Source organism: Alkalihalobacillus sp. BA299 (assembly GCF_017745675.1).
Taxonomy (GTDB): Bacteria; Bacillota; Bacilli; order Bacillales; family Bacillaceae_F; genus Alkalihalobacterium.
This window is the reverse complement of sequence record NZ_JAFLJM010000003.1, coordinates 129,525-147,547: the sequence shown is the minus strand read 5'-3', so window position 1 is coordinate 147,547 and position 18,023 is coordinate 129,525. Positions and strand designations below refer to the sequence as shown.

Annotated in this window: 20 protein-coding genes and 1 riboswitch; of the genes, 14 read left to right on the top strand and 6 right to left on the bottom strand. The window is 36.1% G+C overall.

From position 1 onward, the window contains the following. Window positions 1–233: 233 nt before the first annotated feature. From J0N78_RS05085 to mgtE, 8 genes are all read left to right on the top strand, one after another. Window positions 234–2,309: a chemotaxis protein CheA gene (locus tag J0N78_RS05085; protein ID WP_209121946.1), complete on the top strand. Its 2,076-nt coding sequence runs from the start codon at window positions 234–236 to the stop codon at window positions 2,307–2,309. A gap of 25 nt (window positions 2,310–2,334) precedes the next feature. Beyond that, a complete protein-coding gene (locus J0N78_RS05080) occupies window positions 2,335–2,778 on the top strand; it encodes a chemotaxis protein CheW (RefSeq protein ID WP_209121945.1) in 444 nt (147 codons plus the stop codon). Between the two features lie 43 nt (window positions 2,779–2,821). Further along, window positions 2,822–3,184 (top strand): response regulator, encoded by a 363-nt coding sequence (locus J0N78_RS05075; protein ID WP_209121944.1) that lies wholly within the window; start codon window positions 2,822–2,824, stop codon window positions 3,182–3,184. Window positions 3,185–3,305: 121 nt separating this feature from the next. Next, the gene (locus J0N78_RS05070) at window positions 3,306–3,563 is read left to right on the top strand and encodes a ComEA family DNA-binding protein (RefSeq protein ID WP_209121943.1); all 258 of its coding nucleotides are present in this window, start codon (window positions 3,306–3,308) and stop codon (window positions 3,561–3,563) included. A 104-nt stretch (window positions 3,564–3,667) separates the two neighbouring features. After that, window positions 3,668–4,159 (top strand): cation:proton antiporter regulatory subunit, encoded by a 492-nt coding sequence (locus J0N78_RS05065; protein ID WP_209121942.1) that lies wholly within the window; start codon window positions 3,668–3,670, stop codon window positions 4,157–4,159. A gap of 3 nt (window positions 4,160–4,162) precedes the next feature. Beyond that, window positions 4,163–5,335, top strand: coding sequence for a cation:proton antiporter (locus J0N78_RS05060; RefSeq protein ID WP_307794903.1), 1,173 nt, complete (start codon window positions 4,163–4,165; stop codon window positions 5,333–5,335). 51 nt (window positions 5,336–5,386) lie between these two features. Next, window positions 5,387–5,551, top strand: a riboswitch (M-box (ykoK) riboswitch). Between the two features lie 140 nt (window positions 5,552–5,691). Next, complete coding sequence (locus J0N78_RS26110) at window positions 5,692–5,817, top strand: hypothetical protein (RefSeq protein WP_280637177.1); 126 nt, start codon at window positions 5,692–5,694, stop codon at window positions 5,815–5,817. Between the two features lie 14 nt (window positions 5,818–5,831). Next, a complete protein-coding gene (gene mgtE / locus J0N78_RS05055) occupies window positions 5,832–7,190 on the top strand; it encodes a magnesium transporter (RefSeq protein ID WP_209121941.1) in 1,359 nt (452 codons plus the stop codon). 75 nt (window positions 7,191–7,265) lie between these two features. Here the strand turns inward: mgtE and J0N78_RS05050 are convergent, their stop codons facing one another. Beyond that, window positions 7,266–7,967, bottom strand: coding sequence for an MgtC/SapB family protein (locus J0N78_RS05050; protein WP_209121940.1), 702 nt, complete (start codon window positions 7,965–7,967; stop codon window positions 7,266–7,268). Window positions 7,968–8,116: 149 nt separating this feature from the next. Beyond that, on the bottom strand, window positions 8,117–8,473 hold the full coding sequence (locus tag J0N78_RS05045) for a YhjD family protein (protein WP_209121939.1): 357 nt from the start codon (window positions 8,471–8,473) through the stop codon (window positions 8,117–8,119). Window positions 8,474–8,644: 171 nt separating this feature from the next. Between J0N78_RS05045 and pcp the strand changes: the two genes are divergently transcribed. Then, complete coding sequence (pcp, locus tag J0N78_RS05040) at window positions 8,645–9,277, top strand: pyroglutamyl-peptidase I (RefSeq protein WP_209121938.1); 633 nt, start codon at window positions 8,645–8,647, stop codon at window positions 9,275–9,277. 265 nt (window positions 9,278–9,542) lie between these two features. After that, window positions 9,543–9,839: an IDEAL domain-containing protein gene (locus tag J0N78_RS05035; RefSeq protein ID WP_209121937.1), complete on the top strand. Its 297-nt coding sequence runs from the start codon at window positions 9,543–9,545 to the stop codon at window positions 9,837–9,839. A 94-nt stretch (window positions 9,840–9,933) separates the two neighbouring features. Here J0N78_RS05035 and J0N78_RS05030 read toward each other — a convergent pair whose 3' ends face one another. The 3 genes from J0N78_RS05030 to arsD all read right to left on the bottom strand — a co-directional run bounded on the left by J0N78_RS05030 (window position 9,934) and on the right by arsD (window position 13,423). Further along, a complete protein-coding gene (locus J0N78_RS05030; protein WP_209121936.1) occupies window positions 9,934–11,100 on the bottom strand; it encodes an FAD-dependent oxidoreductase in 1,167 nt (388 codons plus the stop codon). A 170-nt stretch (window positions 11,101–11,270) separates the two neighbouring features. Then, window positions 11,271–13,034, bottom strand: a complete 1,764-nt coding sequence (arsA, locus tag J0N78_RS05025; RefSeq protein ID WP_209121935.1) for an arsenical pump-driving ATPase — start codon at window positions 13,032–13,034, stop codon at window positions 11,271–11,273. Between the two features lie 26 nt (window positions 13,035–13,060). Next, complete coding sequence (gene arsD / locus J0N78_RS05020) at window positions 13,061–13,423, bottom strand: arsenite efflux transporter metallochaperone ArsD (protein WP_209121934.1); 363 nt, start codon at window positions 13,421–13,423, stop codon at window positions 13,061–13,063. A gap of 163 nt (window positions 13,424–13,586) precedes the next feature. On the opposite strand from arsD, the gene J0N78_RS05015 reads away from it, so the two are divergent. Genes J0N78_RS05015 through arsC form a run of 3 tightly spaced genes read left to right on the top strand, consistent with a single transcriptional unit; the run spans window position 13,587 to window position 15,751 of the window. After that, window positions 13,587–13,940 carry an ArsR/SmtB family transcription factor gene (locus tag J0N78_RS05015; protein ID WP_209121933.1) on the top strand — a complete coding sequence of 118 codons (354 nt, stop codon included), beginning with the start codon at window positions 13,587–13,589 and terminating at the stop codon, window positions 13,938–13,940. A gap of 15 nt (window positions 13,941–13,955) precedes the next feature. Further along, window positions 13,956–15,287, top strand: a complete 1,332-nt coding sequence (locus tag J0N78_RS05010; protein ID WP_307794902.1) for an arsenic transporter — start codon at window positions 13,956–13,958, stop codon at window positions 15,285–15,287. A gap of 44 nt (window positions 15,288–15,331) precedes the next feature. Next, window positions 15,332–15,751 (top strand): arsenate reductase (thioredoxin), encoded by a 420-nt coding sequence (gene arsC, locus J0N78_RS05005; protein WP_209121932.1) that lies wholly within the window; start codon window positions 15,332–15,334, stop codon window positions 15,749–15,751. Between the two features lie 114 nt (window positions 15,752–15,865). Here arsC and J0N78_RS05000 read toward each other — a convergent pair whose 3' ends face one another. Next, window positions 15,866–16,042 carry a hypothetical protein gene (locus tag J0N78_RS05000; protein WP_209121931.1) on the bottom strand — a complete coding sequence of 59 codons (177 nt, stop codon included), beginning with the start codon at window positions 16,040–16,042 and terminating at the stop codon, window positions 15,866–15,868. A gap of 614 nt (window positions 16,043–16,656) precedes the next feature. Here J0N78_RS05000 and accC point away from each other — a divergent pair. After that, window positions 16,657–17,997 (top strand): acetyl-CoA carboxylase biotin carboxylase subunit, encoded by a 1,341-nt coding sequence (gene accC / locus J0N78_RS04995; protein ID WP_209121930.1) that lies wholly within the window; start codon window positions 16,657–16,659, stop codon window positions 17,995–17,997. Window positions 17,998–18,023: the final 26 nt, after the last annotated feature.

Below are 18,023 nucleotides of genomic sequence, written 5' to 3'. Positions count from 1 at the left end.
GGCAATTCTTAGCACTATTTTTATGAAATTTGTTAATTCGACTATATTCTTAGTTAAGATTAGTTTATTATATGGTTAAATAGGCTCTGGAAGACATTACTTATTTACTAGGAATTATGATATGATTTAGTTGTTTAATTATCATATTTTTATATTATTTTTTGGATAGTAGAATTTTGAATTTAATAGAAAATAAAATATTGTTAGACTTAAATGTTGAGGTGAAGAGGGTCTTGAGTACTTCAGAATACTTAGATGTGTTTATTGATGAGAGTCAAGAACACTTACAGTCATTAAATGACAACCTATTATTATTGGAAAATGAACCTAGTAATTTAGCGATTGTTGGGGAAATTTTTCGTTCTGCTCATACATTAAAAGGTATGGCAGCTACCATGGGCTATGAAGACTTAGCTCATTTAACACATAGTATGGAAAATGTACTAGATTTAATACGAAATCAAAAGCTTGAAGCGTCTACTGCTGTTTTAGATGTTGTATTTGCAGCAGTGGATGACTTAGAAGCTATGGTGAATGATATTGCATCAAAAGGTACAGGGAAACGAGATGTTTCAAAAGTTACAGAGTTGCTCGAGCAAATTGAAAAAGGTGGAGTACCTGCACAAGTAGCTGCAACCGTAGAAGAAGCTGAAGCCCCAGTGATTGTAGAAGCATCAAATGCAGCTTCTTTTGATGTATCGTACGATCAATTTGAACTGACAGTACTAATGCAGTCACAAGAGCAGGGGTACTATTCCTATCAAGTGAAAATTTCTCTAGATGAGCGCACTATGTTAAAGGCTGCCCGTGTCTTTATGGTTTTTGAAGTGCTTGAACAAGTCGGTGAGATTATTCAATCGAACCCAAGTGCAGAAGATTTAGAAGAAGAGAAATTTGATTTAGAATTTGTCGTAACGTTTATTTCAAAAATCGAAGCTGACGAGATTATTAAACGTGTAAATAAAGTTTCAGAAATTGCAGATGTACAAGTTCATCAATTAAATATTGAAGAATTAAAGAAAGCTTCATCAGAAAGAGAAACAGGTGAAGCAGAAGTAGAGGTAGAAAAAGATCAACTAGAGTCTGTGCAAAAGGTGCAAGAATCTGTTACACAAGACAATAACACAAAGGCTAATGGGAAAAAGTCAGCAACGGAAGCCAATAAAACGATCCGTGTAAACATCGAACGTCTCGATGTGTTAATGAACTTATTCGAAGAACTTGTGATTGACCGTGGTCGTCTCGAGCAAATTGCTAGCGACTTGAAAAACAATGAACTTAATGAAACGGTAGAAAGAATGTCGCGTATTTCTGGTGATTTACAAGAAATCATTTTAAATATGAGAATGATGCCTGTTGAACAAGTGTTTAATCGTTTTCCGCGTATGGTTCGCAGTTTATCTAAAGATTTAAATAAAAAAGTCAATCTACAGATCATTGGAGCAGAAACAGAACTTGATCGAACGATTATCGATGAAATCGGTGATCCGCTTGTTCACTTAATTCGTAACTCAATCGACCATGGAATTGAAACGCCAGAAAGACGACGTGAATTAGGAAAACCAGAGGAAGGAACGGTTGTCCTAAAAGCCTACCATAGTGGAAATAATGTGTTTATAGAAATAGAAGATGATGGGGCAGGAATTAATCGTGATAAAGTGTTAAATAAAGCACTTGGCAACGGTGTCGTGACAGAAGAAGAAGTTAGTAAAATGACAGATCAACAAATTTATGGCCTATTGTTCAGAGCTGGCTTCAGTACAGCTGACAAGGTAACAGATATCTCAGGGCGAGGTGTAGGCTTAGATGTTGTCAGGTCGACATTTGAATCATTAGGTGGAGTAGTTACTGTTGATTCCACTTTAGGGGAGGGATCTGTATTTTCAATTCAGCTACCGCTTACACTTTCAATTATTGATGTGATGTTAGTGGAAGTTAGTGACGAGAAATATGCAATTCCGCTTTCTTCAATCGTGGAGACAGCTATTGTTAATAAAAAGGAAGTATATAGTGCACATAACCAAAAAGTTATTGACTTCCGCGGGAAAGTAGTCCCTCTCGTCTTCCTTAAAGATATATTCGAAGTGCCTGTTGAAGAAGAGATAGATGAAGAGTTTTATTCACTAGTGATTATTCATAAAGGTGAAAAAATAGCAGGGCTTGTCGTTGATTCTTTAATCGGTCAACATGATATTGTGCTTAAGTCACTAGGAAACTATTTAACAAATGTATTTGCCATTTCAGGTGCAACTATTTTAGGAAATGGTCAAGTAGCATTAATTGTTGATACGAATGCACTAATAAAGTAATTACAAGGATGGGAGGCAAACCCTGATGTCTGTTGAAGGTGCAGTAGGAAACGAATTAAAAGTAATCGTCTTTCAATTAAAAGATGAAGAATATGCAATCGAAGTGGACTATATTCAATCGATTGAGAGAATGCAACCCGTAACACGTATACCAAGAACATTTTCATTTATTACGGGTGTTATGAATTTACGTGGAGTAATTACTCCTATAATGGATTTAAGGAAACGGTTTGGTATCGAAGCTAAAAAGTCAGATGATGCAACTCGCATCCTCGTGATATCTAAAGATGACATAGAGATTGGCTTTATTGTGGATGGCGCAAATGATGTCATTGATATACCGGCAGAAAAAATTGAGCCAACCCCAGAAGTTGTTGGTGGAGTAGAAGCCAACTATTTAAGAGGGGTCGTAAAGTTAGATAACCGATTGTTTACATTGTTAAATATTGATAAAGTGATAGCTAATTAAAAACTCCTTTCGTAAGGGATAAATATAGGTGTGAGGTGTTAACATGGCTTCTGTTTTAATTGTTGATGATGCTGCTTTTATGAGAATGATGATAAAAGATATACTAACAAAAAATGATTTCGAGATAGTAGGTGAGGCAGCAAACGGTCAAGAGGCGGTTGAAAAGTTTAAAGAGCTAAGTCCTGATATTGTAACAATGGATATTACAATGCCAGAAAAAGATGGGATTGAAGCACTACGTGATATCAAAAATATTGATCCAAATGCAAAAGTGATTATGTGTTCAGCAATGGGGCAACAAGCAATGGTAATTGATGCAATTCAATCGGGAGCTAAGGACTTTATTGTAAAACCATTTCAAGCGGATCGAGTTATTGAAGCTCTACAAAAAGTAGCGAATTCATAACAGACTAATTTAAAGTAACATAATGAACTGACTCATTTGGAAAGTGTCAGGCGACTCAACCCTAAGAAAGAAGCTAGTTTATAGCTTTTTACTTCTGCGTATTAATGAGGGGCACTTACACTTGCGAGTCGGTTTTTTTGTTGTTTTGGGTACGCATCCCCACGCAGACCATATTAGCCAAATCGACGGTTGTGTAAATATTAACGTAGCAGAACGTGAAGAATTAGTTGAAATTGTCCATATTGGTGAAGGACGCGTGGTTCAACTTCGCGGTCACCGACCATATAAAAAAATGGATGAGCTTACAAAAATTAATGGAATATCAAATAAAATGAAGGAACTTCGTCAAAGAAAGAGAAGTCTTTATAAACGAAAGTAATTAGTTACTAAAATATTTAAAATTGTGCGTACGGATTCGGTATGTTCATATTATGATGTATAATAGATGTCAGTAAATGTTGGTTACGTGAAGGGAAGATTTATATGCATGTAAAAATGGCTGACTTACCAGGTATCGGAAAGAAAATGTCCTTTCTAACAGCAGAAGGTAATATGATTGTATTAGTTATTCATCATACTGGAAAACGGGAACTTTATTTCTTTACTGACCCAGATGATGATGAAGCTGATTTTTCAGTAAATTTAACTGCTGACGAGACGAGAGAGCTTGGTGCCCAGTTACTTGGAGCAGTTTTTCAACCGATAGACAGTGATAAAATGAAATTGTTTAAAAGTCAAATTGTAATGGAGTGGGTTGATTTAAAATCAGCTTCTCCGTTGGCAGGAAAGACGATTGGTGAATCTGAGATTCGTAAACGAACTGGAGTCTCGATCGTGGGGATTTTTAGAAAAAAGGAGGTAATTGCTAGTCCTGAAGTAAATCAAATACTAGAAGCAGGTGATACGCTAATGGCTATTGGAAAAAGTGATCAAATAGCTGATTTTGAGCGTCTCTGTGCAGGGGAGGCATTGTAATCAGTGGAATTTCAAATCCCAGAAATGCTTGGAGCAGGTCTTATTCTCCTGCTCTTATTTGTTACTGGTTATATAGCCACTAAAGTAAAAATTCCTGAAGTCATTATTTACATACTGCTTGGTATTTCATTAGGCGGTATTCTCTACGAATCTCATCTACTCCATTTTATAGGGGAAGTTGGAATTGTTCTTTTATTTTTTATGCTTGGTATGGAGTTCCCTATTAAACAGCTGGCTACAGTTGCCAAAAAAGTAACCCCTGCTGGGTCACTCGACGTTGTATTAAGCTTTGGGTTAACGACTATCATATGTTTATTAATGGGTGTTGATCCGCTAATGTCTTTGCTTATTGGAGGAGTTTTGTATGCAACGAGTTCGTCCATTACAGCAAAATTGCTAGAAAGTTCAAAACGCATGGCAAATCCGGAATCAGAATTTATGCTAGGGCTTCTTATATTTGAAGATTTAGTCGCCCCTGTTTTAGTTGCGATATTAGTTGGCTTAACAGCAGGTGGAGCACTAACTTTTGAGGCGATGGGTTTGTTGATAGGAAAAGTACTTGTGCTTACAGTTGGCGCTATATTAATAGGATATTTTTTATTTAGTAAACTTGGGCCATTTTTTGATCGCCATATGAATAAAGATGTTTTTATATTATTTATTATTGGTGTTGCATTAGCATATGGAGGTTTGGCTTTATATTTAGAGTTATCAGAAGTGCTTGGGGCGTTTTTAGCAGGAATAATTATTGCTGAAGTTCGCCGTACCCATCAATTAGAGGCAATGATTATTCCAATTCGTGATTTAACACTCCCTTTATTTTTTCTTTACTTTGGAACAACCATTCAGTTTGGTGAAGGTGTTCCGATGCTTCCGTTACTTCTTATTCTTCTCGTCTGGTCTATTTTTGCTAAAATCATTGTCGGGATATATGGTGGCAGATGGTACGGGTTATCAAATCGTGTCGCACTTCGAGCTGGCTTTTCACTAACCCAAAGAGGGGAATTCTCGATCATCATTGCGAGTTTTGCAACAGGAGCTATAAAAGTATTTAGTAGTGTGTTTATTTTAGCTTCAGCAATGATCGGAATTATCTTATTCCAATTAGCACCAAAGATATCAAAAAAGATTTATGGTACAAAATCAAAACCGGCGAAAGTTAAATTACCAGGTTGACAGATTGAAAGGCTTCATGTAATATCGACCATGGTAATCATGTAATTGAATAATGTTCCTCGTTAGGTGAGGCTCCTGTACGGAGATATGCTGCTGCCCAAAAATGTCCAAAGACGCCAATGGGTCAACAGGAACCATCGAAATAAGGTGGTTTTTAATGTAGCTGGTCTAAGGCCTATGCCGTACAGTGCTAAAGCTCTACGACTGAAGGAATGCTAATGAACACTTTTTTAGTATGCTTATATAATGAAAAGTATACGGTAATTTTGTTGTTGTATTTACACCTTCTTTCGTAGAAGGTGTTTTTATTTTGTAATCATTTTTTGAAATCCATAGTTATTTGGAGGTGATGTGGAATGGATAGTTGTCCCGAACCAGAGTCTGGAATGAATAGATTAGTACGTGAGACAAAAGGAATAATACAAGTGATTGGGAGAACGCCACTTCACTTCCAAATGTTGTGTGAACTAGTTCTCCTTTAAGGGAGGAAGCGACCGTGGTTAGACTTAACGAACAAACTCGTGAAGAATATGTAAATCATATTCTCCTCGTATTAAAAGAGAACGATAAAGAACAGTTTAGAGAGGCGTTTCTTGAACTGCATCCAACAGATCAAATGGATATTTTTTCAAATTTAGAGAAGGATCAACGCCAGCTCGTATACGCTTATCTTTCAGCTGCCGAATTTGCTGAAGTATTCCAGGAGCTTGACATTGATGAACAAAAAAATATTGCAGTTGAACTTGATGACCATTTCACTGCAGAGATGTTTAATAATATGTATGCAGACGATGTAGCTGATTATTTATCAGAAATTAAAGACGGAAAGGCAAAAGCTATTCTTAGCGCCATGGATAAAGCAGATGCGGATGATGTTAAAGAACTATTAGCCTATCCACCAGAAACAGCTGGTGCGATTATGACAAAAGAATATATCTCATTAAAGGCTACTCAAACAGCTTCAGAGGTAATCGAGCTTCTTCGTGAGCAAGGTCCAGATGCAGAAACAATCTATTACCTCTATGTAGTTGATGAAAAAGATAAATTAGTTGGAGTCATTTCGCTACGTGATCTCATTATTGCACCAACTTCGGAAAGAATTGAAGACATTATGAGTTCTCGTGTTGTCTCGGTCGAAGCTCATATGGATCAAGAAGAAGTAGCAAAGTTAATTAAGAAATATGATTTTCTTGCAGCACCTGTCGTTACGAGTACTGGGGAGTTAATTGGTATTGTTACAGTCGATGATGTAATAGACGTTTTAGAAGAAGAAGCAACCGAAGATTTAGGTGAAATTTCTGCTGTAAGAGGAGCAACTGATGTTAATGTCACAGCATTTACTGCAGCTAAAAAACGTTCACCGTGGATTATTTTATTAATGTTTTTTGGACTAATTACGGCTGGAGTCATTGGCCAATTCGAAGAAACTCTTCAAGAAATTGTTCTATTAGCCGTGTTTATTCCATTAATTATGGACTCAGCAGGTAATACAGGTACACAATCATTGGCAGTTACTGTACGTGCTTTAGCAACTGGCTCATTAGAGAAAAAAGGTTTATGGAATACGGTTAAGCAAGAATTTGGTACAGGATTAATGTTAGGACTAATTTGTGCAGTGACACTCATTATCGTTGTTCCATTTATTTATGGATATATGATTGCGTTTATCGTTGGAGTTTCACTATTTTTAACATTAAGTATTGCAACAGTAATTGGAGCAACCGTCCCATTAGCTATTAATAAATTAAAGCTTGACCCTGCGATTGCCTCAGGTCCGTTTATTACGACAGTTAACGATATTTTAGGCTTACTTATTTACTTTACAATAGCAACGACTCTTATTAATTATTTATAGTAATATTTAAAGTAACGGTGTCAAGCACCTTTAAAATGCTTGACACCAATTTTTTAGACTCATTTAATAGAAATTTTACTCTAAGCTCTCGACTTCTACTTTTTTAACACCAGGTAAGGACTTAATATTATAATACGTATCTGTTGTATAAACTTTTTTATATACAGTTACAATACAAGTAATAATTATAGCATTAGATTCTTCAGTTACTTTCACACGTTTAATTCCTAGCTTTTTTTCTTTCATTTCCTTCATTAATGTGGTTAAATCGGTCGCTTTTTCGATATATAACTTTACTTTTATTTCTTTTTCATTTAGCTTTTTCGGGCCAATTTTATTAAAAAAATAAGGGATAACTTTCATTCCCAAAATAATAAAAATTACACCTGCTAACGCTTCTATATAAAAGCCAGCACCTATCGTAATCCCTAACGCTGCCGAACCTAAAACTAGTGCAGCGGTCGTTAATCCTGATATAGCTTCATTACTTCTCCTTAATATGACACCAGCACCTAAAAAACCAATTCCGCTTATGATATAAGAGGGTATGCGTCCTGGGTCCATAGGGCGCGAATATTCCTTAGAATACAAAAAGGCCGCTTCAAATGATACGACAGTTAACAAACAGGATATAACAGATACAATTAAGCATGTTTTTAACCCTAAAGGCTTACCTTTTAATTCTCGCTCTAAACCAATGACTAGACCAGCTACTGAAGCGAATCCTAATTTTAATATTATTTCATCTTTAAATACTTCAAAAAGTATTGTTTTCACCCCCTGGATTCTACTGTTAATAACTATTAATACTATTAATATAAAATATAAAAGAATTTATGCACTCTTTTCTCTACTAAAAAGAGTTTCCGGTGATAGAGTTTTCTAAAATATAGGTGTCAGCTTGTCATATAAACGATGTTGCTTTTTTATTTTACCCCATTAGCAAAACAATTGGTAATATACTGTGTTACTTGATTTTTTAAATTTACATTTAAGTAGTGGTTTTGCCCTTCGTATCCACGACAAAAATAATGGTAATGGGAAAAGGTTCCATCGTTTTTCCCTAGTTGAACTTTTAATTCATTTTGTTTCATATACCGCTTGAACACGCCAAGCTCTTTACTAAGTTGATCTAGTACAGTTGTTGTTAGGTCAAGGTAAGAAGGTTGTAATTTTAATGGTAAAGTTTTTAATCGCTCTAAATCTTTTTCTAACGCTTTTCGTGCAATTGTTAATAGCACATAATGATGAATGGCTTTTTGTTCATCTTTCGTTATCATCATAAGCTATCAAACTCCATCCTAAGAACATTTGTTTGCATTTATATTATATGCAAACAAGCGTTCTTTTACAACTGCATATTTTGGAAATTAAAAACTGGGGGCTTTGAAAATTGCTATCAAGTGTGGAGACCTTTAAAATAAAACTATACATCGTTTGAAGGAGGCAGCGTAATGAAAGTTCTATTATCAGGCTTTGAGCCGTTTGGTGACTTTAAAATAAATCCAACGTTAGAAATTGTAAACGAGGTAAAGAAACAAGAAGTGGCAGGGCTAGAAATTGACACAATCGGGTTACCTGTAGTGTATGGTCAATGTGTAGATCAGCTTCTTATGAAAGTAGAAGAAATAAAGCCAGATGTTGTTATATCATGTGGTCTTGCGTTTGGAAGAACTGCGGTTACACCAGAACGAATTGGGATTAATGTTCAAGATACAGCAGGTGAGGGAGATAAAGGGGATAACCAAGGTGATAAACCAGTGGATCGTCCTATTATTGATGATGGCCCAGATGGATTATTTACGACGTTACCGATTCGACTGATGGTAGATCGCTTACGTTCACAAGGGATTCCTGCACAAATCTCTAATACAGCAGGTACATATATTTGCAATAATACATTGTATGGAATTTTATATCATATTCATCAAAATCGATTAAATACAAAAGCTGGATTTATTCACTTCCCGGCAACACCTGATATGGTCATAGCTTATCCAAACACACCAAGTATGTCTTTAGATGAACAAGTGAAAAGCTTAATTATTATGCTTGAAGCCATCCGGGATTGTGGATCGTCCAATTAATTGTATACGGTAAGTAACAATTCACCTCTATCAATTGACGATGCAACCAAAATTGGAATGCATAAATTAGATAGAGGTGTTTTTACGATGGAACGAATGGCTCACTCTTTTGAACTGAAAGGTTTAAATATGAATAAAATAGGGTAAAAAAGAATATAAATCTAAGTACAATTTAAAATTAGCTAAAATTGGTTAAAATTAGACATTAAAAGTGTTTGAATTATTCGAAAATTTAATGTAAAATAACAAAAAGGAGGTAACTTCTATGAACAAATTTGCCATTGATAAAAAGCTCATGAAACAATTAGCCGCGATTCGTAACAAGAAGAAGCCTTCAGAAGAAATTCTGAATTCCCTCTATGCGCAAGCGATGCTTGAATATTCAATATACGAGTATCAAAAGAATGAAATCTGTAAGCAGATTGATGATGCATTAGAGGAAAGTGATGAACAAAGGTTTTTCGTACTATCGACACATTACAATGAGTTGTTAGATCGTTATCGTCCTGGGAAAACGTTATTTGAAAAAGGGTATGAATTAAATATACAATTTGTTGATTAATTATAGCAGAGTGTCATGTGCACTCTGCTTTTTTTGGTTTAATATCGATAGTTTGATTTTTAAAATGAGAATGATGGAAGCTAGCTACCTTGAGCTATATCGACTTTAAAATTCTTTCAATTCCTCGACGAGCTCCTGAAATATTTCTAGCTACTGGACCAATTTCAAGTTCTGAAAGCGCACCGATCGCATACAATCCATCATCCCATTGTAAAGAAGTTGACAAAATAGGATACCCACAAGTAGCACATTGAAGATGTCTTTCTTCGATCGTTGGTTTGAGCCATTCAATACCAGGTGGGGATTGATGAAATCCTGTTGCCAATAAAATGTGGTCGGAACTTATTTTCTGTCCAGATTGAAGCTTAACTTCATTTCTAGTGCTATCGCTTTGCACTTCCGAAACCTCATCTTGTAAAAAATAGAGAGATCCGTTTTTGATTTGTTTACTTACTTTTGCTTTAATGTCTAGTGGCAACGAACCTCTATGTCTTGCAAGTCGGATCATTTCACGCCTTTTCTCATAGCTTGAAGCTGCATGGAAATTCCTCATCAGTTTAGGGCCAAGCCATCCCGGATCAGAATCAAATTGATGCACTCGAAGTGAGTGCCTTGAAATTTGTGTAACACGACTAGGGAGAAGTCGACTCCACTTAATAGCTGCATGTGCAGCGGTTATACCTCCGCCAATGATAGTTAATGATTTTGTAGAATCGGGTACCTTTTGTTCACATTCAAAGATATGTGAGATAGAAGCACCATTTTCTTTTGCAGTAAGCGCCCAATCCGGCCAGTAGGGATGCTCACTTAATCCGATGGCAAGTAAAACATTGTTACTTTCTAGTTGCTGCCCATCCTTTAAAAAGACTTTCCAATATTCTCGCTCTTTTTTTAACTGAAAAACCCGCCCTTGAATCCAACTGTTTTGTAAGTTAGTCTCTTTAAATAAATGCTCACAGTGAGTATTAAAAAGTTGTAATCCTGGTCGGTCATATGGTTTATAAAATGAAGCATAACTCTTTCCCTTCGTTGTCTTAGCAAACTTTTCAAGATCAAAGTGGGCAGGGGCTAGGTGATGAATAGAGGGAGAACGTAAATAGGGCATATCAATAGTAGATGTACAGTGTAGCCACATGGATAAAGGTTTCTCATTCGGATCGATAATTGCTAATTTATCGATTGAAACTTTTTTCTGTTTGAGAAAATAAACCGCAGCTGTACAACCTTGAATCCCGCCACCAATAATAAGCCAGTCGAACATAATATAACCTCCGAAAAACAATCGTAATCATTACTATTTAATATACAAAAATAGACCATACTTATCAAGGGAAATATTAAGAGCACCGTTAGATTGTTGAAAGTCGTATATATAATGAAGAAAAATAAGAGGTGTAGGTATTGCAAAGCAACATTACACCTCCTCAGGTATTATTTAATTAATTGTTTCAGATGCTCTAATCCAATAAGCTCCTCTTTTTGCCAAGGAATTAATACGGTTTGTTCTGATAAGTCTTTATCAACTTTATTGATCCATTTTGCTTCAGATTGAGCCCGTTGTTGTAAAAGAGGATCTACGGTATTTGTACCATAAAAGCATTGATTTATGATCCACCACTTTGGAACAATCTCTGCTCTTCTTAAATCATCTTGAAGCCTTGAAGCTTCAAAGACTGGTGTTGCTTCTGGAAGTGTCACGAGTACGACGGTCGTTTCTTCGCTGTTTTTCAAACGTGGTAGTAAGGACCGAACAGCTTTTGGCATGTCTCCACTTGAACGTGTGACTTCGTTATGATACGATTTGGCGGCATCTAGTAATAGTAAAGTGTGTCCTGTTGGTGCCGTATCGATTACAACAAAAGCTTCTTGTCCTTGGTCTACAACTTCTGCAAATGCACGAAATACAGCAATTTCTTCTGTGCAAGGAGACTCAAGGTCTTCTTTTATATAAGCGAGACTTTCTTCATCTAAATCATTAGCGACTTTATTTAATACTTCAAGCTTGTATTTTTCTACTTCTTCATTCGGATCGATGTTACTAACTATTAAATTTTCAAATGATTCTGCTTGATTTAGTATAAGTTGTAAGTGTGCTGCAGGGTCTGTCGTCGTTAAATGAACGAGAAATCCTCTTTCTGCAAGTCCAAGTGCGATCGCTGTTGCTGTTGTTGTTTTACCGACTCCACCTTTCCCCATTGTCATAATAACACCCTTTTTTTTCATAGCAAGCTCGTCAATTATTGCTTTTAATGGTGGTAACGTAGGAGGTTCTTCTCCGATCTCTTCTGAAACAATCGTTTTCTGCTTAGCGAATAGCTGTTTTAAAGAATGGATGCCAGTTAAAGAATACGGAACGAGCGGCATAAAAAATATAGCTTGCTTTGATATATCACTAGGTAATGATTGCAATGCTTTTTGCTGCTTTAGCTTCAAGGCATTGGCAATTTCATCAGTCTCGTTTGCTGGTTGAAAAACTCCATTGATAATAAGACGTTGATTGCAAATGCCAATATGTGCTAGTTCTTTTGAAGCACGTGCAGCTTCTTCAAGAGATGAAAAATCTGGACGAGCGACGAGGAAAATAGCCGTTTTTTCATCAGTTGATAGCACATTGACTGTTGTTTGATAAAGTTCTTTTTTTTCTTGAAGGCCAGATAAAGGTCCTAAGCACGAAGCTCCATGAGTACTTTCATTTAAAAATGAGCTCCATGCCGTTGGCAACTGTAACAGTCGTAAAGTATGTCCTGTAGGTGCAGTATCGAAAATAATATGATCAAACGAGCTCGTTAACTCGCTATTGGCTAGCACATTCGTAAACTCATCAAATGCTGCAATTTCTACCGTACAAGCTCCAGATAGTTGCTCTTCCATATTACGAATTGCTGCTTCAGGAAGCTTCCCGCGGTATGGACCAATTACTTTTTCGCGATAGGCTGCAGCTGCTTGTTCTGGGTCAAGGTTGGCAGCAAATAGCCCAGGGCAAGTGGGGAGTTCTGACGGATCTTGAGATAATTCCATTTCAAATACATCTTGTAAATTCGAAGCAGGATCAGTACTTATAATTAAAACTTTTTTACCAGAATGGGCGAGTTGAACAGCTGTTGCAGCTGCTGTTGTTGTTTTACCAACTCCACCTTTTCCTGTGAAAAATAAATATCTTGTAGTAACAGCTTTAACTGGTTGAAACTGTTCCATAAAAAGAACTCCTTTTATTAACCTTATTATTTAATTTCTAAATCAATTTTTAATGGTTTTTGTTTAGAAGTGAACGTTTCTACAGATAATCCTGTCCATTCCGATAATTCTGTTTTTGTAGGGTAACTACCTTTTTTCTTTAACTCTCCATTGACTAAGGTTGCTGGTAATGCATCAGTTCCTTCATCATCCAATAATTGGCTAATTACCTCAGTAGTTACATAAGGCTCAGCGTTTTGAGATAAATTATAGCGAACAGCATCTATATTATTTTTTTGTAATGTATGAATATCTTTTGCAATTCGAGTTAATTCAGGGTCGACACTCGGTCCACAAACACCTGTAGAACAACAAAGTGCAGGATCAAAGATTTCAATTTTTAATGACATATTTACATCTCCTTTACAAATAATTAAATTGACATATAAGTATATAGTTATATAATAATGGTTGTGGATCATATTTACAATCATAAGTAATGTAAAAAAAATTATATTTTATTTTTTACATTTTTTTTATTGCTATGTAGGTGATTTAAAGGGGGGACCGTTCATGAGTAATATTTCTCAAGGTATCGAAGTTGATAAGCTAGCTAATGTATTAAAGCTTCTAGGGGATAAAACAAGACTTACGATGATTGCACTTTTGTTTGAAAGTGAATGTTGTGTTTGTGAAATGGTAGAAATCTTTGAGATGAGTCAACCATCAATTAGTCAACATATACGCAAACTAAGGGATGCAGGGTTAGTAAAAGAACGAAGAAAAGGACAATGGATTTTCTATTCATTAGATAAGACTAACCTTTATTATTCAATCATCGAAAGCTTATTGAAACACGTTCCATCACAAAGAGAAAAATTAGATCAATTGGAAGCGTGTGGTTTACGAATTATTCAATGTGATTAAAGGAGAGAAGAAAACGTGACACCTATTATTTTTGCAACTGTGATTTTTTTACTTACGCTAACACTTGTCATTTGGCAACCAAAAGGGTTATCGATTGGCTGGTCGGCTTCGATTGGAGCTGTGTTAGCATTACTTGTCGGTGTCGTTGATTTTGGAGACGTATTGACCGTAACGGGGATCGTTTGGAATGCGACATTAACATTTATCGCCATTATTATTATCTCACTCATACTTGATGAAATTGGCTTTTTTGAATGGTCTGCGCTACACATGGCGAGATTTGCAGGTGGTAATGGCGTCCGTATGTTTGTTTATGTAGCTTTACTAGGTTCACTAGTTGCTGCACTTTTTGCCAATGATGGAGCAGCTCTTATTTTAACACCAATTGTGTTAGCGATGGTGCGGGCATTGAATTTTAAAGAAGCGATGATCTTACCATTTATCATGGCTAGTGGATTTATAGCTGACTCCACCAGCTTACCTTTAATTGTAAGTAACCTTGTGAATATTGTTTCAGCTGACTTTTTTGGTATTGGTTTTGTAGAATATGCGTCTCGTATGATTGTACCGAATATCTTTTCACTCGTAGCAAGCATTATTGTCCTATACTTTTATTTCAGAAAAGATATTCCTAAGCAGTATGACATGGATCAATTGAAGGTACCCCATGAAGCCATTAAAGATATTAAAATGTTTAGGTTATCATGGTTCGTATTAGGCCTGCTTCTTGTTGGATACTTTGTAAGTGAATTTATTTCATGGACCAATCCTGTTTCAGGAGAAGTGGAGCACTTCCCAGTTTCATTTATTGCTGGTGTTATTGCGATTTTCTTCTTACTAATGGCTAGAAGGAGTCCAGCTGTAAATACCACTTCAGTTATGAAAGGGGCACCGTGGACGATTGTTGTGTTCTCAATTGGAATGTACGTCGTCGTTTATAGCTTGCGAAATGTTGGCTTAACAGATGTATTAGCTCAAGTATTAGATGCCACAGCGGATCAAGGTTTGTTTGCAGCAACTATGTCGATGGGATTTATTGCTGCTATCCTTTCATCGTTTATGAATAATATGCCAACCGTAATGATCAATGCTTTAGCGATTGCTGATACACAAGCGACAGGAGTATTAAGAGAAGCACTTATTTATGCAAATGTAATAGGTTCAGATCTTGGGCCAAAGATTACTCCAATTGGTTCACTAGCAACCTTATTATGGCTTCACGTTCTAGCAACAAAAGGAGTGAAAATTAGCTGGGGATATTATTTTAAAGTTGGAATTGTCATTACAATACCTACATTATTTATCACACTACTAGGCTTGTACCTATGGTTATTTTTTATAGGTTAAGTTATAAATTAAATTTAAAATAGAGGCAAAAGGAGATTTTAAAAATGAGCAAACCAATTATCTATTTTCTATGCACAGGAAACTCTTGCAGAAGCCAGATGGCTGAAGGTTTTGGAAAAAAATATTTAGGGGACAAATGGGATGTGTATTCAGCTGGTATTGAAGCTCATGGTGTCAATCCTAATGCGATAAAAGCGATGAAAGAAGTCGACGTGGATATTTCAGAGCAAACGTCTGATGTAATTGATCCAGAAATTTTAAATAAAGCGGATATGATTGTTACTCTTTGTGGTCATGCCAATGACGTATGTCCAGCTACACCTCCTAATAAAGAAAGAGTTCACTGGGGTTTTGATGATCCAGCGAAAGCGGAAGGAACAGATGAAGAAAAGTGGGCGTTTTTCCAACGAGTTCGTGATGAAATTGGGGAACGAATTCAAAATTTTGCAGAAACAGGAAAATAAATATAAAAAAACAAGAAGCATCCTAACTGAATGAAGTAGGGTGCTTCTTTACTCTGTTTTTATACCGTATAAAATATTGATCTTGATAAAGTTCGTTATATCTAATCTCATGTTTTACGTTAAATGAACATAAGCATTTTGGAGAATTTTTTCTTTCATCACATAAGTTTCAAATACCATTTCTAAGGCAGTATCTTCACAACCTATTTTTTCTTTGACATCCTGATAGGTGCAGTGCAGAAACTTATCGACTTCTAACAACCTCTTCATTTTCATTGGATTATAACCCATCTCTCATCACCTTTCCCTTAATAGCTTATTAGTTGATGATCTTTTCACTAATATTTTTATCTATTATTATTATAATATGTCGAAATAGTCTATAAATGTGATCAATAAAATAGTGGCTATATATTTTATTACCACAAGAGTTAGATGTTAAACGTATGTAATATATATGTATTAGCTGTTTAAGGAAATGGTGAAAGGGTTTACAGTTAAAATTTATTCAATTTTGACGGTCTTTATGAAAAAAACAGGAAAATACATTTGTAAAATTGAAGTAAATATTTATTATTAAAGATAATTGACAAGTGATGCTGAGTTAACATTGGCTATATTACAAAAAGATGAACAAATATAAGGTCAATATTTATTGAACCCAAGAAAACTTTCCGAGAAAATCTACCATTCGGAAAGTTTTTTTCTATTTCTATCTACACTTGTCATCACCATTTTTCATAAAATGAAGGAATAGCTTATACTATTTCAAGGTAAAATAAAAAATATGTATTTAATAACACTTGACAAAACTCGGTAATTTTCTTAAAATTCAGGTATACAGACTGACTAGTCGGTCTTAATTACGAATTAGAGATCTACATAAACGGAAAAAGGGTGAGAGAATGTTTAAAAAGGTATTAATTGCCAATCGTGGAGAGATCGCTGTCCGTGTCATTCGTGCTTGTCGAGAATTAGGAATTGAGACAGTAGCTGTTTTTTCTGAAGCAGATAAAGAAGCGTTACACGTCCATTTGGCAGATGAAGCTTACTGCATTGGGCCGCACCTTTCTAGTAAAAGTTATTTAAATATGATTAACCTTTTGAGTGTTGCTGTAAGTACTGGCACTGATGCCATACATCCAGGGTATGGTTTTCTAGCAGAAAACGCTGACTTTGCAGAAAAATGTGCAGAACATAATATTACTTTTATCGGTCCTTCACCAGAAGCGATCAATAAAATGGGAGCAAAAGCCGTAGCTCGTGACACGATGCAAGCAGCAGGTGTTCCGATTGTTCCCGGGACTGACGGAATTATCAAAAATGTTGAAGATGCACTAGTTACAGCGAGAGACATTGGCTTTCCTGTTATGGTTAAAGCAACGGCCGGTGGTGGCGGTAAAGGAATGCGTGTCGCTCAGACAGAAGATGATTTGAAAAAGGCAATATCAATGGCTCAGCAAGAAGCTGAAACCGCTTTCGGTAATCCAGGTGTTTATTTAGAAAAGTTTGTGGAAGAACCACGCCACGTTGAAATCCAAATTATCGGTGATAGCTTTGGTAATGTTGTTCATTTAGGAGAACGAGATTGTTCCATTCAGCGTCGACATCAAAAGTTAATAGAGGAGGCTCCATCTCCAGCTCTAGATGAAGAGCTTCGTCAAAAGATGGGTGAAGCTGCGTTAAAAGCAGCACATGCTGTTAACTATTGTGGTGCTGGAACAGTTGAGTTCCTATTAGACAAACATAAAAAATTCTACTTCATGGAAATGAACACTCGTATCCAAGTTGAACATCCTGTATCTGAATTAGTAACAGGGATAGACTTAATAAAGGAACAAATTTTAGTTGCGAGTGGTGAAAAGCTTTCATTTACACAAGAGGATATTCAAATCGATGGTTGGTCGATTGAGTGCCGTATTAATGCCGAAAATCCAGACAAAAACTTTATGCCGTCACCAGGAACGATTGAAATGTACTTACCTCCAGGTGGATTAGGTGTTCGTGTCGATAGTGCTGTATACCCAGGATATACGATTACACCATTCTACGATTCAATGATTGCAAAATTAATTGTTCATGGTAGAGACCGCGCGGAAGCCATTTCAAGAATGAAACGAGCACTGAATGAATTCGTTATTGACGGTGTTGAAACGACAATCCCGTTCCACCTTCGTCTATTAGAGCATCCAGATTTCATTTCTGGAAACTTTAATACGAAGTTTTTAGAGAAGAACAAAGTATAACAGCTCGGGATCACGTCGACCGTCCG

Bases quoted from the DNA above. Each gene is read 5' to 3' on its own strand.
- J0N78_RS05080 (WP_209121945.1), top strand. From the start codon at position 2,335: ATGTCTGTTGAAGGTGCAGTAGGAAACGAATTAAAAGTAATCGTCTTT.
- J0N78_RS05075 (WP_209121944.1), top strand. From the start codon at position 2,822: ATGGCTTCTGTTTTAATTGTTGATGATGCTGCTTTTATGAGAATGATG.
- J0N78_RS05065 (WP_209121942.1), top strand. From the start codon at position 3,668: ATGCATGTAAAAATGGCTGACTTACCAGGTATCGGAAAGAAAATGTCC.
- J0N78_RS26110 (WP_280637177.1), top strand. From the start codon at position 5,692: ATGGATAGTTGTCCCGAACCAGAGTCTGGAATGAATAGATTAGTACGT.
- J0N78_RS05045 (WP_209121939.1), bottom strand. From the start codon at position 8,473: ATGATGATAACGAAAGATGAACAAAAAGCCATTCATCATTATGTGCTA.
- pcp (WP_209121938.1), top strand. From the start codon at position 8,645: ATGAAAGTTCTATTATCAGGCTTTGAGCCGTTTGGTGACTTTAAAATA.
- J0N78_RS05035 (WP_209121937.1), top strand. From the start codon at position 9,543: ATGAACAAATTTGCCATTGATAAAAAGCTCATGAAACAATTAGCCGCG.
- J0N78_RS05030 (WP_209121936.1), bottom strand. From the start codon at position 11,100: ATGTTCGACTGGCTTATTATTGGTGGCGGGATTCAAGGTTGTACAGCT.
- arsA (WP_209121935.1), bottom strand. From the start codon at position 13,034: ATGGAACAGTTTCAACCAGTTAAAGCTGTTACTACAAGATATTTATTT.
- arsD (WP_209121934.1), bottom strand. From the start codon at position 13,423: ATGTCATTAAAAATTGAAATCTTTGATCCTGCACTTTGTTGTTCTACA.
- J0N78_RS05015 (WP_209121933.1), top strand. From the start codon at position 13,587: ATGAGTAATATTTCTCAAGGTATCGAAGTTGATAAGCTAGCTAATGTA.
- arsC (WP_209121932.1), top strand. From the start codon at position 15,332: ATGAGCAAACCAATTATCTATTTTCTATGCACAGGAAACTCTTGCAGA.
- J0N78_RS05000 (WP_209121931.1), bottom strand. From the start codon at position 16,042: ATGGGTTATAATCCAATGAAAATGAAGAGGTTGTTAGAAGTCGATAAG.
- accC (WP_209121930.1), top strand. From the start codon at position 16,657: ATGTTTAAAAAGGTATTAATTGCCAATCGTGGAGAGATCGCTGTCCGT.